Origin of the sequence: Paracoccus lichenicola (genome assembly GCF_009708075.1) — a bacterium.
Lineage (GTDB): Bacteria > Pseudomonadota > Alphaproteobacteria > Rhodobacterales > Rhodobacteraceae > Paracoccus > Paracoccus lichenicola.
In genome coordinates this window covers 25,944-40,624 of the sequence record NZ_WMBT01000014.1, presented here as the reverse complement: position 1 = coordinate 40,624, position 14,681 = coordinate 25,944, and the positions used below count along the sequence as shown (strand labels likewise).

Below are 14,681 nucleotides of genomic sequence, written 5' to 3'. Positions count from 1 at the left end.
CTATCACTACGAGGACAACCTGGTGATGGTGGGCTTCGTGGTGCACCTGAACTACGAGAACCCGTATCTTTATCCCTACATGGAGTTCCAGCGCTTCAAGCACCACCCGATGGTGGCCGAGCTGCTGGAAGGCGGCAAGCGCATCTCCTACGGCGCGCGCGCGATCAGCGAGGGCGGCTGGCAGTCGCTGCCGGAACTGTCCTTCGCGGGCGGCGTGCTGCTGGGCTGTTCGGCGGGCATGGTCAACGTGCCGCGCATCAAGGGCAACCACAACGCGATGCTCTCGGGCATCGAGGCGGCGGAGGCCGCCGCCCGCGCCATTGCCGCAGGGCGCGAGGGGGACCGGCTGACCGACTACGACGCGGCAGTGCGCACGGGCGCCATCGGCCAGGACCTGCGGAAGGTGCGCAACGTGAAGCCCGCCTGGTCGCGCTATGGTCTGTGGCCATCGCTGGTGCTGGGCGGCATGGACATGTGGGGGGCGGGGCTGACGGGGCGCAACATCCTGCGGACCTGGAAGCACGGCAAGACGGACGCGGAAGCCACCGGCAAGGCGGCCGACTTCAAGCCGATCGACTACCCCAAGCCCGACGGCAGGCTCAGCTTCGACCGGCTGACCAACGTGGCCTTCTCCTTCACCAACCACGAGGAAAGCCAGCCCTGCCACCTGCGGCTGAAGGACCCGACGATCCCGATCCGGGTGAACCTGCCGGAATACGCGGAACCCGCGCAAAGATACTGCCCGGCGGGCGTCTACGAGGTGGTGGAGGACGCATCGGGGCCGCGCTTCGTGATCAACTTCCAGAACTGCGTCCATTGCAAGACCTGCGACATCAAGGACCCGTCGCAGAACATCGTCTGGACCACCCCCCAGGGCGGCGACGGCCCGAACTACCCGAACATGTGATGAAAAGGAAAGGGGGCGGCGTTGCGACGAGGACGGAAGGCCGCGAGAACCGATCGGGACCCGGCCATGCCGCAAGACAGCTGAACGTGCCGCCCGGGCGGTTCCCCAGGGCGATCAGCCGTCATTCCAGAAAGCGCCGGCGCAACGCGGCAAGCGCCGCCCCGTCAAGCCCGATCTTCCGGCGCAGATAGGGTTCGGCCGGACCCACGCCCTCCAGGAACGCGTCCAGATAGGCCGTCTCGACCTGCAGGATCGGGCGCAGGGCGGGATCGTCCGGGGACAACCGGTTCGGGTGGCGGAGCCGGATGCTGGCCGCGATCTCCTGGCAGGCGCGGTTGCTGAGCAGATAGTCCCGGTTGATCTCCTCGCGTCCGACCCCCAGGGCCAGCAGCAGCAGCGCCGTCATGGCCCCCGTGCGGTCCTTGCCTACCGCGCAATGGATATAGACCGGTCCCTCGCCCGTCGCCAGATCGGCAAGGACGGCCTTGAAGGTCGGCCGGAACACGCGGTGGAATTCGCCATAGATCCCCAGCATCGCGGCGCGGTTGCTTTCGGCGTCGGCGGTTCCGGCGCGCACCAGATTGACCGACGCGGCAAGGTCGATCCGGTGATGGCGCAGCGGCAGGCGCATCCCCAGGCCGCGCAGCGCCGAGGGGTGGCTGGCCTCCTCGCGCCGGTTGCGCAGGTCATAGACCGTGGTCACGCGGTGATCCCCAAGGCGCGCGGCCGCGGCAGGGTCGGTGACGGCGCCGCCGCGAAAGATCATCCCCGGCCGGATCATGCGTCCTTCGTGGCCCTGCAGGCCCGAAACCTCGCGGAAGTTCAGCAGCATCGCAACAGGCTTTCCGAACGGCGGATCACCCTGTGCACGCCCCGACCGACGGATGGCGATGACCCTGCCTGCTCATGGCCCCGTCGGATCGGGCTTTCATCCGCGCCTCCCCGCGCATTCCGGCTATGATGTATGCTAGCGAATCATCCGTCCGCGGGGAAGCCCCTTGCGTGGGGACCGGGGATGTCCCGCAGGAAGTCGCGCCGCAAAGGGGCAGCGTGCCGTCGGGGGGAAACAGGAAGCCCCTCCGCCGCGCAGCCGGTTGACTGCTAGCGTATAGTTTGCTAGCGTTTCAAAACACCCGCTGTGCTGTCAGCCGATACGTCGCAGGGGGGGACCGGGAAGGGCCGACGATCAGGGCCTGCCGGGACTTTTTCGCTTTGGGAGGGGCGGAATGATACCCACATTGATTCTGAACGCATTGGCCGTTTCCTCGCTTTATATCATGATGGCCAGCGGTCTGGCGCTGATCTTCGGCTTGCGGCGGGTGATGAACTTTGGCCATGGCGCCATCTACATGGTCGGCGCCTATCTGGGCTACACCATCGCCTCGGGCATGAACTTCTGGGCGGCGCTGATCCTCGTGCCGCTGATCATGTCGGTCTTCGGCGTCCTGCTGGAGCTTCTGGTGCTGCGGCCGCTGGAAAGGCGCCAGCAGATCGAGGTGGCGCTGATCACCTTCGGCATCGGCATCGTGATCGCGCAGATCGTCATCCGCATCTATGGCGGCACGCCGCTTTCGGTGTCGGCCCCGCCGCTTCTGGCGTCCTCGGTCAAGATCTTCGGGGCCGATTATCCGGTCTATCGGCTGTTCATCACCGTGATCGGCCTGTGTTCGGTCGTCGCGCTGGCGGTCTGGCTGAACGCGACGCGGACGGGCATGTTCGTTCGCGCCGTCAGCCATGCCCCCGACGTGTCCTCGATGATGGGGATCAACGCCGACCGGCTCAGCCTGCTGATCTCGACCCTTTCGACCGCCTTCGCGGGACTGGCCGGCGTGTTGGTCGGGCCTTACCTGTCGATCGACCCCGGCATGGATGTCGCGATGATCATCACCTGCATGATCGTGGTGGTGATCGGCGGCACCGGCTCGATCTGGGGGGCGATCTTCGCCGCGCTGATCTTCGGGTTCGTGCAGACCTTCGGCACCGTGTACCTGCACGAGATTTCCGTCCTCCTTCCCTATCTGATGCTGATCGGCATCCTGGTGTGGCGTCCGCAGGGCCTCAACTTCGGAGGAGGCGCCGAATGACCAGCGCCACGCTGTCGCTCCGCCCCGCCTCGCGCGTGCGCCTGCCGATCTTCGGCGGGCTTGCGCTGGCGGTCTTTCTTGCCGGTTTCCTGCTGCCGGGCTATCTCGAGGGGGGCTATCTCCAGTCGATGCTGAACAACGGTTTCATCACCGGCATCCTGGCGCTGTGCGTGGCCTTCGTCATGCATCAATGCGGCCTGGTGCTGTTCGGGATCGCCACCTATTACGGGATCGCGGCTTACGTCTGCGCCATCCTGGTGAACAGCTTCGGGTTTTCCGCGCCGTCGGCGGCCGCGCTGGCGCTGCTAGCCGCGCTGGTCTCGGCCTTCCTGATCGGGGCGATCGTCATCCGCGTCAAGCCGCTGGCCTTCATGATGATCTGCCTGTCGCTGGCCGAACTGATGCGCCACCTTGTCGCGCTGCCAAGCCTGCGCGGGATGACCGGCGGCAGCGACGGCCTGGTGTTCATGCCCGAAGGGCGGATCCTTGGCATCGACGCGATGGACATGCTGGATTCCGCGCGGGTCTGGCCGTTGATCTGGTCCGCGACCTGGGTGGTCGCCGGCATCTTCCTGGTCGTCGCGCTGTCACATTTCGGCGTCCGCCTGCGCGCGATCAAGGAAAACGAGGAGCGGATGCGCTTTTCCGGCTTCGACACCTATTGGCCGCGCGTCCTTGCCTTTGCCGGGGTCGGGCTGGCCGCCGGGGTCGCGGGCGTGCTTCAGGCGCTGGCAAGCGGCTTCGCCTCGCCCGAGATGTTCAGCATCATCACCTCGACCAATGCCTTGCTGGCCGCGATCACCGGCGGGGTGTCCTCGGTCGTCGGGCCGGTGCTGGGCGGGGTCATCTATACCTGGGCGATCAGCGAATTCGGCGCGATGGGCTATTCCCAGCTGTTCACGGGCATTTCGGTGATCCTTGTCATCCTGTTCATCCCCCGCGGCGTCCTGCATCCGCTGCGGCTGCTGCTGCGGAAAGGAGGCCGGGCATGATCCGCGTCGAGAACCTGACCGTCGCCTATGGCGCATTCAAGGCGCTGACCGACATCTCGGTCGATCTGGGCCAGCGCGGGCAGGTCCATTCCATCATCGGGCCGAACGGCGCCGGGAAATCGACCTTCATGGATGCCATCGTCGGCAAGCGCCGGCCCAGTGCCGGGCGCATCTTCTACAAGGACCGCGACATCAGCCGCGAGACCATCCAGTGGCGCCGCAAGAACGGCATGGCGCGGTCCTTCCAGAAGACCTCGATCTTTCCGGGACTGACGATCTTCGAGCAGCTCGACCTGGTCGCCACCCATCTGGACGAACCCGACCTGGACGCGATCATCGACACGATGGACCTGCGCGAGGTTCTGCATGTCGAGGCCACCCGCGCCGCCTATGGCGTGCAGCGCCGCGTCGATGTCGCGCTTGGCCTGATCGGAAGGCCCGACATCCTGCTGCTGGACGAGCCGGGCGCCGGGCTGTCCGCCGAGGAGACCGTTCACTTGTTCCGGCACCTGCGCAACCTGGCGGCCGAGCGCAACATCGCCGCCGTTGTCGTCGAACATGATGTCGAGGCGGTGTTCGCCCTGTCCGACCTGGTGACGGTGCTTGATCTGGGGCGCCATCTTGCGACCGGCACCCCGGCCGAGATCCGCGCCAATCCGCAAGTCGTGGCGGCTTACCTGGGGACCGCGGCATGAGCTTTCTGGAAATCTCGGACCTGTCCTCGGGCTATGGCAAGGCGACGATCCTGCGCAACCTGTCGCTGTCGGTCGATCGCGGCGAAGCCGTCGGCGTCCTGGGGCGCAACGGCGCGGGAAAATCGACGCTGCTGTTGTCGATCTTCGGCCAGACCCGCGTCTTCGGCGGCGAAATCCACGTCGCCGGCACGCGCATCGACCGTCTGCCCGCCTATCGCGCCGCGCATCTGGGCGTGTCGTTCTCGCCGCAGGGGCGGATGATCCTGCCCAACCTGACGGTGCAGGAAAACCTGTGCATGAGCCTGGCGACGGGCCGCAAGGGCGACTGGAACCTGGACGCCGTCTTCGACCTGTTCCCGATCCTGCGCGAACGCGCCCGCCAGCCGGGCGTGGCGCTGTCGGGCGGGCAGCTGCAGATGCTGGCCATTGGCCGGGCGCTGATGGCCAACCCCGAGGTGCTGGTCCTGGACGAGCCGACCGAGGGGCTGGCCCCCGTCCTGGTCGATGTCCTGACCGAGGCGCTGCTGAAGGTGCGCGCAAGCGGCACCGGGATCCTGGTGGTCGAACAGCACCATGCGCTGATCCGGGCGGTCACCGACCGCTTCGTGGTGATGGCCAAGGGGCAGATCAGGGGCGGGGGGGACAGCGCCGACATGGCGGCCGAGGAATACGCCCCCCTGTTCGAACTCTAGGCATTCGGGCCCTGGCCCGTGGCCTGACCGGAATTGGGTCCGCGGCACAAGCCCGCGGGCGGGAGGAAAAAGCGATGTCACATCTTCTGGGTCTGAGCATGGACCTGCCGCTGTTGATCTCTGCGATCAACGAACATGGCGCCGAGGCGCATGGCCGGACGGAGATCGTCTCCTACGACCTGGCGGGTCAGCGCCATTGCTACACCTTTCTGGACATGAACCGGCGCAGCAAGCAGCTGGCCAATGCCCTGACGGCGCGGGGCATGGCCCTGGGCAAGCGGGTCGCCACCCTGGCCTGGAACACGCACCGGCACATGGAGGTGTTCTATGGCGCGACCGGAATGGGCTGCCCCATCCACACCGTCAACCCGCGCCTGACTTCCGAGCATCTGGAATATGTCATCAACGAAGGCGCGGCCGAGGTGCTGTTCCTGGACGCGGACCTGGTCCCGCGCGTGATCGAGCTGGCCGGGAAGCTGCCGCATGTGCGCCATTTCGTCGTGCTGGAACCGCGCGGGACCCTGCCCGACGGCGGGCCGCTGGCCCTTGAATCCTACGAGGACTGGCTGGCGGCGGAACCCGCGGAATTCGCGTGGCCCGAATTCAACGAGCGGTCCGCCTCGACCATCTGCTTCACCTCGGGAACGACCGGGCTGCCCAAGGGCGTCGTTTATTCGCACCGAGCGACGGTGTTGCAGACGATGACCTTCACCTCGATGGGGTGGCTGCCGCCCACGCGCCGCGGGCGGCCCGTCCTGCTGGCCGTCGCGCCGATGTTCCATTCCAACGCTTGGAACTTTCCCTTCGGCGCGCTTTACGCGGGGGTTCCGCTGGTGCTGCCGGGCCGCAACCTGTCGCCGGAAAACCTGCAGCGCGTCATTGTCCAAGAGGGCGTGACCTGCGCGGCCATGGTGCCCTCGATCCTGACCAACATCATCGAACATGTCCAGTCGAAGGGGCTGGATCTGGGCCGGCTGGAATCCGTCGTCACGTCGGGGGCCGGCGCGGCGCCGCGGCTGATCGCCTGGCTGCACGACAACGGCATCGCCACCACCCATACCTGGGGCATGACCGAATGCATGTTCGGCACCTCGGGGGCGCTGCTGAACTGCCATGCGGACCTGCCGCTGGAAGACCGGATGCCCTATCTGCTCAAGGACGGCCGCCAGACCGCGCTGACCCGCATCCGCATCGTCGATGACGAGGGCAACGTCCTGCCGCGCGACGGCAAGGCGCGGGGCCATCTGCGCGTCAAGGGCCAGTGGGCCGCCAAGGGCTATCTGAACCAGCCCGAGAACTGCACGCTGGACGGCGACGGCTGGCTGATCACCGGGGACATCGCGACCATCGACCCGGACGGCTATCTGAAGATCGTGGACCGCGACAAGGATCTCATCAAGTCGGGGGGCGAGTGGATCAGCTCCTCCGATCTTGAAAAGATCGCGGCCAGCCATCCCGACGTGGTCCAGGCCGCCGTGATCGCGGCCAACCACCCCAAGTGGCAAGAGCGGCCCTTGCTGATCGTGCGGCTGCGCGAGGGCGCGGTGCTGGACGCGCGCGCCATCCTGGACCTGATCGGCAGCCAGGTGGCGAAATGGTGGGTGCCCGACGACGTGGTGCAGATCGCCGAGTTCCCGCTGAGCGCGACGGGCAAGGTCCGCAAGATGGACCTGCGCGAAGCCTATGCGGATCACTACAACCAGCGCGCCAGCGCCTGACCTGTCCGGCCCGACAAGGGCGCGGGATGCGAACCGAAAAAGCCCGCCGTCCGGCGGGCTTTCCTGTCGGTGCGCGCAGGGATCAGGCCTTGCGGCCCTGCTTTTCCTTTTCGGCCGAGGCCCGCAGCGCCTCGCGCGCCGCTGCCCAGTCGTCGGCGCTCATATCCGAAAGATCGGCAAAGGTCGAGGGCGCGGCCAGGTGGTGGCCGCCGTCCACCGCGATGGTGGCGCCGTTGATGTAGGTGCAGGCATCCGACATCAGGAAGGCGGTCAGGGCGCGCAGTTCGTGCATCTCGCCGAAACGGCGCATCGGCACCTTTTCCTTTTGCGTCGCGCCCACGGACGAGCCGGGGATCGGGTTCAGCTTTTCCCAGGCGTTGGGGGTCGGGAACGGACCCGGCGCGATCGCGTTCAGGCGGATGTTCTTGGGACCCCATTCGACCGCCAGCGACATGGTCATCGCCTGGATCGCCGCCTTGGACATGGCCGAGGGCGTGACGAAGGCCGAGCCGGTCCAGACCCAGGTGACCAAGTTCGACAGCACGGTGCCCGGCAGCCCGCCGGCGATCCAGCGCTTGCCGCAGGCCAGCGTGGCGTAGAACGATCCATCCATGACCGTCTGGGTGATCGCCTGATAGCCGCGCGGGCTGAGCGATTCGGTGGGGGCGATGAAATTCGCCGCCGCATTGTTGACCAGCCCGGTCAGCGGGCCGCTTTCCCAGATCTTCGCCACCGCCGCATCGACGCTTTCCGGGTCGCGGACATTGGTGATCAGATAGTCGGCCGCGCCGCCTTCGGCCGCGATGGTCTGGCAGGCCTCGGCCAGCACGTCCTCGCGCCGGCCGCAGATGAAGACATGGGCGCCAAGGGCGGAAAAGCCGCGCGACATTTCCAGCCCCAGGCCGGTGCCGCCGCCGGTGACCAGGATGCGCTTGCCCGCCAGCAGGTCGGGCTTGTAGGGGCTTTGCGCGCGGATTTCAGAACTTGACATGGGCGGCTCCTTTCAGTCCCAGCATCGCGCGGGCCTCGTCCGGGGTCGCGGTCTCGATCGACAGTTCGTTCAGGATGCGGGTGATCTTCTCGACCTGCTGCGCGTTCGACGTGGCCAGCTCGCCCTTGGCGATATAGATGCTGTCCTCCAGCCCGACGCGCACATGACCGCCCAGCGTGGCGTTGGTCACGGCCATCGGCATCTGGTGGCGTCCCGCCGCCAGCACCGACATCACGTACTGGTCGCCGAACAGCCGGTCGGCGGTGCGGCGCATGTGCAGCAGATGTTCGGTTTCGGCGGCGATCCCGCCCAGGATCCCGAACACGCCCTGCACGAACAGCGGCCCATCGACCAGCCCGCGATCCAGGAAATGCGCGAGGTTGTAGAGATGGCCGATATCGTAGCATTCGTATTCGAAGCGCGTGCCCTGTTCGGACAGGGCGCGGATCCCGCGCTCAATCTGGGTGAAGGTGTTCGACAGGATGAAGTCCTTGGTCATCTCCAGATAGGGGCGTTCCCAGTCGTGCTGGAATTCCTTGATCCTGGCGGCGGCGCCCGAGATGTTGAAGTTCAGCGACCCCATGTTCATCGAGGCAAGCTCGGGCGCGAAGGCCAGCGCGGGGGCCAGCCGGTCTTCAAGCGACATGCCCAGTCCGCCGCCGGTGGTGATGTTGATCACCGCGTCGCAGTTGTCGCGGATGCGCGGCAGGAAGCGGGCATAGTCCTCGGGCTTCTGTGACGGTGCGCCGGTCCCTTCGACCCGCGCGTGCAGATGCAGGATCGCCGCCCCGGCACGGGCGGCGTCGATGGCCTGGGTTCCGATCGTCTCGGCGCTGACCGGCAGATGGGGACTCATGGTCGGGGTGTGAATCGAGCCGGTGATGGCGCAGCTCACGATGACCTTCCTGAATGATCGCACGGCTTCCTCCTCCTCAATGACCGGGACACCGATACGATGGTCGCGATCCTTGGCATGAATTTGTTTGCTTCATTATGGTATGGACATACATCATATCTGTAAAGCGGAACGCGGCGCGGGGCGAGAATTTTGTTGCTCGACACCGTATGCAAGCATATCGTATTGTTGCTAAGTTAATTCCGGGAGGGGCCTGTGCGGCAGGATCCCCTGCATCCCCGCCGTAGGAGGAGAAACCGACCAATGTCCAGCACAACCAAGACTGCCATCGTCACCGGCGGTGGCCAGGGGATCGGCCGCGCCATCACCCTGCGCCTTGCCCGCGACGGCTACAATGTCGCCATCTTCGACCTCAAGCCGGATCTGGCCGAGGAAACCGCCACCGAAGCCCGCGCCAGCGGGGTCGAGGTCAGGATCTATGGCCTGGATGTGGCGGACGAGGCTGCGGTGAACGCGGCGGTCGCCGATGTCGAGGCCAATCTCGGCCCGGTCTGGGTGCTGGTGAACAATGCCGGCTGGGACAAGCCCGCGATGTTCCTGCAGACCGACAGCGACCTGTGGGACAAGATCATCGCCATCAACCTGCGCGGCCCGCTGAACACCCACAAGGCGGTCTGCCCGCACATGGTCGGCCGCAAGGGCGGGCGCGTGATCAACATCGCCTCGGATGCGGCCCGTGTCGGCACCTCGACCGAGGCGGTCTATTCCGCCTGCAAGGGCGGCGTCATCGCCTTCACCAAGTCCATGGCGCGGGAACTGGCGCGCAGCAACGTGCTGCTGAACACGGTCTGCCCGGGACCGACCAACACGCCGATGATGGCCTCGGTGCTGGGCACGGGCGAGGATGCGGTGAAATGGAAGGACGCCATGGTGCGCGGCATCCCGCTGCGCCGCATGGGCGAACCCGAGGATTATGCCGGCATCGTCGCCTTCCTGGCGTCCGATGACGCCGGTTTCATCACCGGCCAGACCATTTCGGTCTCGGGCGGGATGAACATGATCTGACGGCAACGGGAATGGATGAGCAGCCGATCCCGGTCCAGGCCGAGGAGGCGGACGATCCGCCTTCCGGTTTCGTGCCGCTGGCCGATTGCGCCGAATCCGAACGGCTGGCGGGTCCCTATTACGTCCGCCTGGACAGGGACGCGCCGGCCATCGGCTTTCGGGTCAAGCGCCGGCATCTCAATCGCGCGGGCATGTGCCATGGCGGCGTTCTGGCGACGCTGGCCGACATGAACATCACGCCGATCAGCCGCTACCAGGAACTGGCAGAGGTCAATCCGACGATCTCGATGACGCTGGATTACTTCGCGCCCGTGGTGCTGGGGCAATGGGTCGAGGCGCAGCCCACGATCCTGCGCCGGACCCGGAACATCCTGTTCAGCCAATGCGTCCTGACGGCGGACGGGGCGCCTTCGGTGCGCGCCAGCGTGGTTTATCGCATCGGCCGCCCGCGCTGAGCAGGGGGGCGGGCTTGGCCCGCCCCGCCGGACGACGCGGCTAAAGCCGGACCAACTGCTTGCCGTTGTTGCGCCCGGACATCATGCGCAGGAACGCCTCGGGCGCCGCGCCGATGCCGTCCAGGACATCCTCGCGGAATTGCAGATGGCCCTGGCGGTGCCAGTCCAGCAAGCGGGCGAACGCCTCGTCCCGGCGATGCCACCAGTCGAAGACGACCAGCCCCTGGACCATCGCGCGCGTCACGACCAGCCGCGCGCTGGAGCGCAGGCCGATATCCTCGGACGCGGGCTTGTCGATGACGGCGATGCGCCCGACGATGGCCACGCGGGCGAAATCGGCAAGATTGGCCAGAACCGCATCGTGGATCGGCCCGCCGGTGTTGTCGAAGAAGAAATCCACGCCCCTGGGGCAGGTCTCGGCCACGGCGGCCGCCAGATCGGGCGCGGTGCGATAATTGATCCCGGCATCGAAGCCGATGGAACGGCAGTAATCCAGCTTGTCGTCGCTGCCCGCGATGGCGACCACGCGCGCGCCCATCAGCCGGGCGATCTGCCCGGCGATCTGTCCGACCGCGCCCGAGGCGGCCGACACGACCACCGTGTCGCCCGGCTTGGGACGGCCGATCTCGAACAAGCCGATATAGGCGGTCAGCCCCGGCATCCCCAGCCAGGACAGCGCGGCCTGCGGCGGCGTGTCCGGCAGCACCCGGTTGGCCGCAGCGGTGCCGCCCTGATCGGGCGCGATCACCGCATATTCCTGCCAGCCCAGATTCATCGATTCGACCAGGTCGCCCGCCCGCCAGCCGGGATGGTTCGAGACGACGACCTCGCCCACCCCGCCGCCGTGCATGGTCTCGCCGGGACGGACGCCCGCGGCGTAGTTCTTTGCCGGGCTGATGCGCCCGCGCATGTAGGGGTCCATCGACAGCCACAGCGTGCGGACCAGGATCTGGCCCTGGCCCGGTTCGGGAACGGGATTTTCGACCAGCCGGAAATTCTCGGCCCGCGCCGGACCTTCGGGATGGCTGTCCAGCACCCAGCTTCGATTCATGGTCATGCCGCTGGCCTTTCGTCCGGGGGAAAATGCTTACAGGAACCCGCGCTGGCGGGCCACGCGTTCGAGATTGCCGGTGCCCTGCATCAGGATCTGGCTGCGGTTTTCCAGCTCGATCGCGGCGGCCAGACTGCCCGCCTCGAGGTTGGCCCACATGCCCCGCTTGGTCAGCCAGGTGTTCAGCCGGCCGTTTTCGGCGATGGTCTCGGCAAGCTCAAGGGCGGCGGGCATCAGCCCCTCGGGCGTGGTCGCAAGATGCACCAGACCGATGCGGCAGGCTTCCTCGGCCCCCACCATCCGGCCGGTCAGCATCATCTCGAACGCGCGCGAGGTGCCGATGGCGCGGGGCAGCAGATAGCTGACGCCGATGTCGCAACTGGTCATCCCGACCTTGATGAAGGCCGCGTTGAATTTCGCCTTGTCCGAGCAGATGCGCAGGTCGCAGCCAAGCGCCAGGCCAAGTCCCGCCCCGCAGGCGGGACCGTTGACGGCGGCGATCACCGGCTGGCGCAGCGCCCGCAGCCGCGTGACCAGCCCGGCGAAATGTTCCTGGCGGCCGGTCCAGTGGGCGGCCGTCTCGACGGCATCGCCGCGGGTCTCGTCCGCCGCCCCCAGGTCGAACCCGGCACAAAAGCCGCGCCCTTCGCCGGTGACGATGACGGCGCTGGCGTCCGAGGCGCCGATCCGGTCGAGCGCGGCGAAGAAGGCATCGACGGCCGCGTCGTCAAAGGCATTCAGCCGCGCCGGGCGGTTCAGCCGGATGACGGCGACGCGCGGATTCGTCTGGTCCACCAGGACAGGGTCTTGCAGCATGATCGCCTCTCGCGCCGGCTTCGGGCATTGATTTCCCAGCTTATGATACGCATACAAACGAATATGGCAAGCCTGGCCTGCGGTTTGATCCTTCCACCCCCGGACCGCACCGTCGCGGCGGTGGCGTATGCCGAACGAACCGCGCTATTGGTCGGGCGGCGGCCGCGCGATGCATCAACGCGGATGCGGGGCGCCCGCATCATGGAACAGCTTGGCCTCGGGCCGATTGATCGTCAGGAGATTTCCCCATGACCAACCCTTCCAGCCTGGAGTTTCCCTTTGCCGAGCCGCCCGCCTATGGCGAGGTGCAGGCCATCGCGGACGGGCTGCTGTGGGTCAGGATCCCGCTGCCCTACCTTCTGGATCACGTGAACGTCTTCCTGGTGCAGGACCACGATGGATGGGCGGTGATCGACACGGGTATCCTCACGCCCGAGGCGCTTGCGGTCTGGCAGGCGCTGTTCGCCGGCCCACTGTCGGGGCTGCGGATCAGCCGCGTGATCATCACCCATTACCACCCCGACCATATCGGCCTGGCCGGCTGGTTCCATGAACGCCACGGCGCGCAGCTTCTGACCAGCCTCAGCAGCTATGCGCTGTGTCAGCTGATCTCGCAGGGGCGCAACGAGCAGGCGGTCCGGCAGAACTTCGATTTCTTCCTGCGCCATGGCATGAGTGCGGAAACCGCCGGTCTGGTGGCGATCCAGGGCAAGGAGTTCCTGCACCGGGTCGCGCCCCTTCCCACGACCTTCCAGCGCCTTGTCCATGGCGACAGCCTGACCATCGGCGGCCGCAGCTTTCGCGTCCTGACCGGCGACGGGCACGCGCCGGAACAGGTCATGCTTCATTCCCCCGACGAGGGCCTTTTCTTTGCCGCCGATCAGGTGCTGGAAAAGATCAGCCCCAACATCAGCGTCGAGGCGACCGAGCCGACAAGCGATCCCCTGGGGCACTTCATGCGCAGCCTGCGGCTGATCGAGGCCGAAATTCCCGGCGACGTGCTGGTGCTGCCCGGGCACCGGCGTCCCTTCCGGGGGCTGCATACCCGCTGCCGCGAACTGATCCGGCACCACGAGAACCGCTGCGGCATCATCCTGGCCGCCTGCGCCAGCCGCCCGCATTCGGCGGCGGAACTGGTCCCCCTGCTGTTTCATCGCCAGCTTGATCCCCATCAGATGGGCTTCGCCTTTACCGAAACGCTGGCCCATGCCAACCGGCTCATCCGCCGGGACCAGCTGGCCATCATCGAGGAAAAGGACCGGACCCTGCTGGACCTGGTGCGGTGACGCCCGGACCCGCCGCCCCGGCCGGCGGCGCATGGGCCTGGCCTTGCGCTTGCGCCGCGATGGGCGGCCGGGCCGTCGTCCTCCGGGTCCGCGAAATGCGGCCTGGATTGGTCACACAGATGGAAAGCTTGTTTACTTTGTGATAGCGTAGCTTCACCTTGGCATATAGTCAGGCCAGGAACGGACCGGGGAGAGCGGTCCGGGAGGAGGGAACTTGAAACGTCTTGAAGGCCGAAGGGCGATCATCACCGGAGCAGGCAGCGGCATCGGACGGGCAAGCGCCTTGCGCTTCGCGGCCGAGGGCGCGCTGGTCCTGGCCATGGGCCGGCGCGAGGCCCCCTTGCAGGAAACCGCGGAACGGGTGCGCGCCGCGGGCGGCACCTGCATCGCCCATGTCGCCGACGCCGGGGACGAGGCCGCCGTCCAGGACGCCATCGACCGCTGCCTGGGCGAACTGGGCGGGCTGGAGGTGTTCTTCGCCAATGCCGGAAACACCGACTCCGTGATGCCCTTCACCGAACAGACCGTCGAGCAATGGGAAGGCATGTTCCGCGACAACGTGATTCCCGCGTTCATCGCCTGCAAGCTTGCGGGCCGGCACATGGCCGATCATGGCGGCGGTTCGATCATCCTGAACTCCTCGACCGGCTCGCTGCGCGCGCGGGGGGGCACCGAAGCCTATGGCGCGGCCAAGGCCGGCGTGAACCACCTGACCATGACGGCGGCCTGCGCCTTTGCCGGCCGGAATGTGCGGGTCAACGCGATCCTGCCCGGCCTGACGGAAACGGGCCTGACCAAGCCGATGTTCGACTGGGCGCGCCAGGCGGGCAAGGAGGACCGGCTGGGCAAGCTGACCCCGATGCAGCGTCCGGGTCATGTCGATGACATGGCCGCGGTGGCGGCCTTCCTCGCCTCGGACGATTCCGCCTACATGGACGGCCAGCTGCTGCCGGTGGACGGGGGAATTTCCGCCACCCATCCGGCGGGAAAGTTCGTTTACTGAACGGGCAGGGACCGCACCCCGCGAAAGCCGGGGTCCGCGGTGCGTCCCGGCGGCACGGAAAGCTTGACGC

16 protein-coding genes are annotated in these 14,681 nt (G+C 66.9%); 11 read left to right on the top strand and 5 right to left on the bottom strand.

Annotated elements, in window-relative coordinates; all coding sequences use genetic code 11:
- The coding region (locus GIY56_RS15780; protein WP_196053660.1) for an electron transfer flavoprotein-ubiquinone oxidoreductase at nucleotides 1-907 on the top strand (907 nt) is incomplete at its 5' end.
- Between the two features lie 121 nt (nucleotides 908-1,028).
- Here the strand turns inward: GIY56_RS15780 and GIY56_RS15775 are convergent.
- Entirely contained in the window at nucleotides 1,029-1,739 is a 711-nt protein-coding gene (locus GIY56_RS15775; protein WP_154765823.1) for a tyrosine-protein phosphatase, read from the bottom strand.
- 394 nt (nucleotides 1,740-2,133) lie between these two features.
- Between GIY56_RS15775 and GIY56_RS15770 the strand changes: the two genes are divergently transcribed.
- From GIY56_RS15770 to GIY56_RS15750, 5 genes are all read left to right on the top strand, one after another.
- Nucleotides 2,134-2,991, top strand: coding sequence for a branched-chain amino acid ABC transporter permease (locus GIY56_RS15770; RefSeq protein WP_154765822.1), 858 nt, complete (start codon nucleotides 2,134-2,136; stop codon nucleotides 2,989-2,991).
- On the top strand, nucleotides 2,988-3,983 hold the full coding sequence (locus tag GIY56_RS15765; protein WP_154765821.1) for a branched-chain amino acid ABC transporter permease: 996 nt from the start codon (nucleotides 2,988-2,990) through the stop codon (nucleotides 3,981-3,983). The genes GIY56_RS15770 and GIY56_RS15765 overlap by 4 nt, the downstream gene beginning before the upstream one ends.
- Nucleotides 3,980-4,678 carry an ABC transporter ATP-binding protein gene (locus GIY56_RS15760; protein ID WP_154765826.1) on the top strand — a complete coding sequence of 233 codons (699 nt, stop codon included), beginning with the start codon at nucleotides 3,980-3,982 and terminating at the stop codon, nucleotides 4,676-4,678. Before GIY56_RS15765 ends, GIY56_RS15760 begins: the two co-directional genes overlap by 4 nt.
- Nucleotides 4,675-5,370 (top strand): ABC transporter ATP-binding protein, encoded by a 696-nt coding sequence (locus tag GIY56_RS15755; RefSeq protein ID WP_154765820.1) that lies wholly within the window; start codon nucleotides 4,675-4,677, stop codon nucleotides 5,368-5,370. The genes GIY56_RS15760 and GIY56_RS15755 overlap by 4 nt, the downstream gene beginning before the upstream one ends.
- A 74-nt stretch (nucleotides 5,371-5,444) precedes the next feature.
- Complete coding sequence (locus GIY56_RS15750; RefSeq protein WP_154765819.1) at nucleotides 5,445-7,088, top strand: AMP-binding protein; 1,644 nt, start codon at nucleotides 5,445-5,447, stop codon at nucleotides 7,086-7,088.
- Between the two features lie 82 nt (nucleotides 7,089-7,170).
- Here the strand turns inward: GIY56_RS15750 and GIY56_RS15745 are convergent, their stop codons facing one another.
- Both GIY56_RS15745 and GIY56_RS15740 read right to left on the bottom strand, forming a co-directional pair.
- On the bottom strand, nucleotides 7,171-8,079 hold the full coding sequence (locus GIY56_RS15745; protein ID WP_154765818.1) for an SDR family oxidoreductase: 909 nt from the start codon (nucleotides 8,077-8,079) through the stop codon (nucleotides 7,171-7,173).
- Complete coding sequence (locus GIY56_RS15740; RefSeq protein ID WP_456238463.1) at nucleotides 8,066-8,998, bottom strand: 3-keto-5-aminohexanoate cleavage protein; 933 nt, start codon at nucleotides 8,996-8,998, stop codon at nucleotides 8,066-8,068. The genes GIY56_RS15745 and GIY56_RS15740 overlap by 14 nt, the downstream gene beginning before the upstream one ends.
- A 240-nt stretch (nucleotides 8,999-9,238) precedes the next feature.
- On the opposite strand from GIY56_RS15740, the gene GIY56_RS15735 reads away from it, so the two are divergent.
- Both GIY56_RS15735 and GIY56_RS15730 read left to right on the top strand, forming a co-directional pair.
- Nucleotides 9,239-10,000, top strand: a complete 762-nt coding sequence (locus GIY56_RS15735; RefSeq protein WP_154765817.1) for a glucose 1-dehydrogenase — start codon at nucleotides 9,239-9,241, stop codon at nucleotides 9,998-10,000.
- A gap of 11 nt (nucleotides 10,001-10,011) precedes the next feature.
- Nucleotides 10,012-10,455 (top strand): PaaI family thioesterase, encoded by a 444-nt coding sequence (locus GIY56_RS15730; protein ID WP_154765816.1) that lies wholly within the window; start codon nucleotides 10,012-10,014, stop codon nucleotides 10,453-10,455.
- A 40-nt stretch (nucleotides 10,456-10,495) separates the two neighbouring features.
- Here the strand turns inward: GIY56_RS15730 and GIY56_RS15725 are convergent, their stop codons facing one another.
- Together GIY56_RS15725 and GIY56_RS15720 are read right to left on the bottom strand one after the other, a co-directional pair.
- A complete protein-coding gene (locus GIY56_RS15725; protein WP_154765815.1) occupies nucleotides 10,496-11,512 on the bottom strand; it encodes an NADP-dependent oxidoreductase in 1,017 nt (338 codons plus the stop codon).
- 30 nt (nucleotides 11,513-11,542) lie between these two features.
- Nucleotides 11,543-12,322 carry an enoyl-CoA hydratase/isomerase family protein gene (locus tag GIY56_RS15720; RefSeq protein ID WP_154765814.1) on the bottom strand — a complete coding sequence of 260 codons (780 nt, stop codon included), beginning with the start codon at nucleotides 12,320-12,322 and terminating at the stop codon, nucleotides 11,543-11,545.
- A 63-nt stretch (nucleotides 12,323-12,385) separates the two neighbouring features.
- Here GIY56_RS15720 and GIY56_RS15715 point away from each other — a divergent pair, with 63 nt between their 5' ends.
- The 3 genes from GIY56_RS15715 to GIY56_RS15705 all read left to right on the top strand — a co-directional run bounded on the left by GIY56_RS15715 (nucleotide 12,386) and on the right by GIY56_RS15705 (nucleotide 14,611).
- The gene (locus GIY56_RS15715; protein WP_154765813.1) at nucleotides 12,386-12,574 is read left to right on the top strand and encodes a hypothetical protein; all 189 of its coding nucleotides are present in this window, start codon (nucleotides 12,386-12,388) and stop codon (nucleotides 12,572-12,574) included.
- Entirely contained in the window at nucleotides 12,571-13,608 is a 1,038-nt protein-coding gene (locus tag GIY56_RS15710; RefSeq protein ID WP_230312571.1) for an MBL fold metallo-hydrolase, read from the top strand. The genes GIY56_RS15715 and GIY56_RS15710 overlap by 4 nt, the downstream gene beginning before the upstream one ends.
- Nucleotides 13,609-13,822: 214 nt before the next feature.
- Nucleotides 13,823-14,611 carry an SDR family NAD(P)-dependent oxidoreductase gene (locus GIY56_RS15705; protein ID WP_154765812.1) on the top strand — a complete coding sequence of 263 codons (789 nt, stop codon included), beginning with the start codon at nucleotides 13,823-13,825 and terminating at the stop codon, nucleotides 14,609-14,611.
- Nucleotides 14,612-14,681 lie beyond the last annotated feature (70 nt).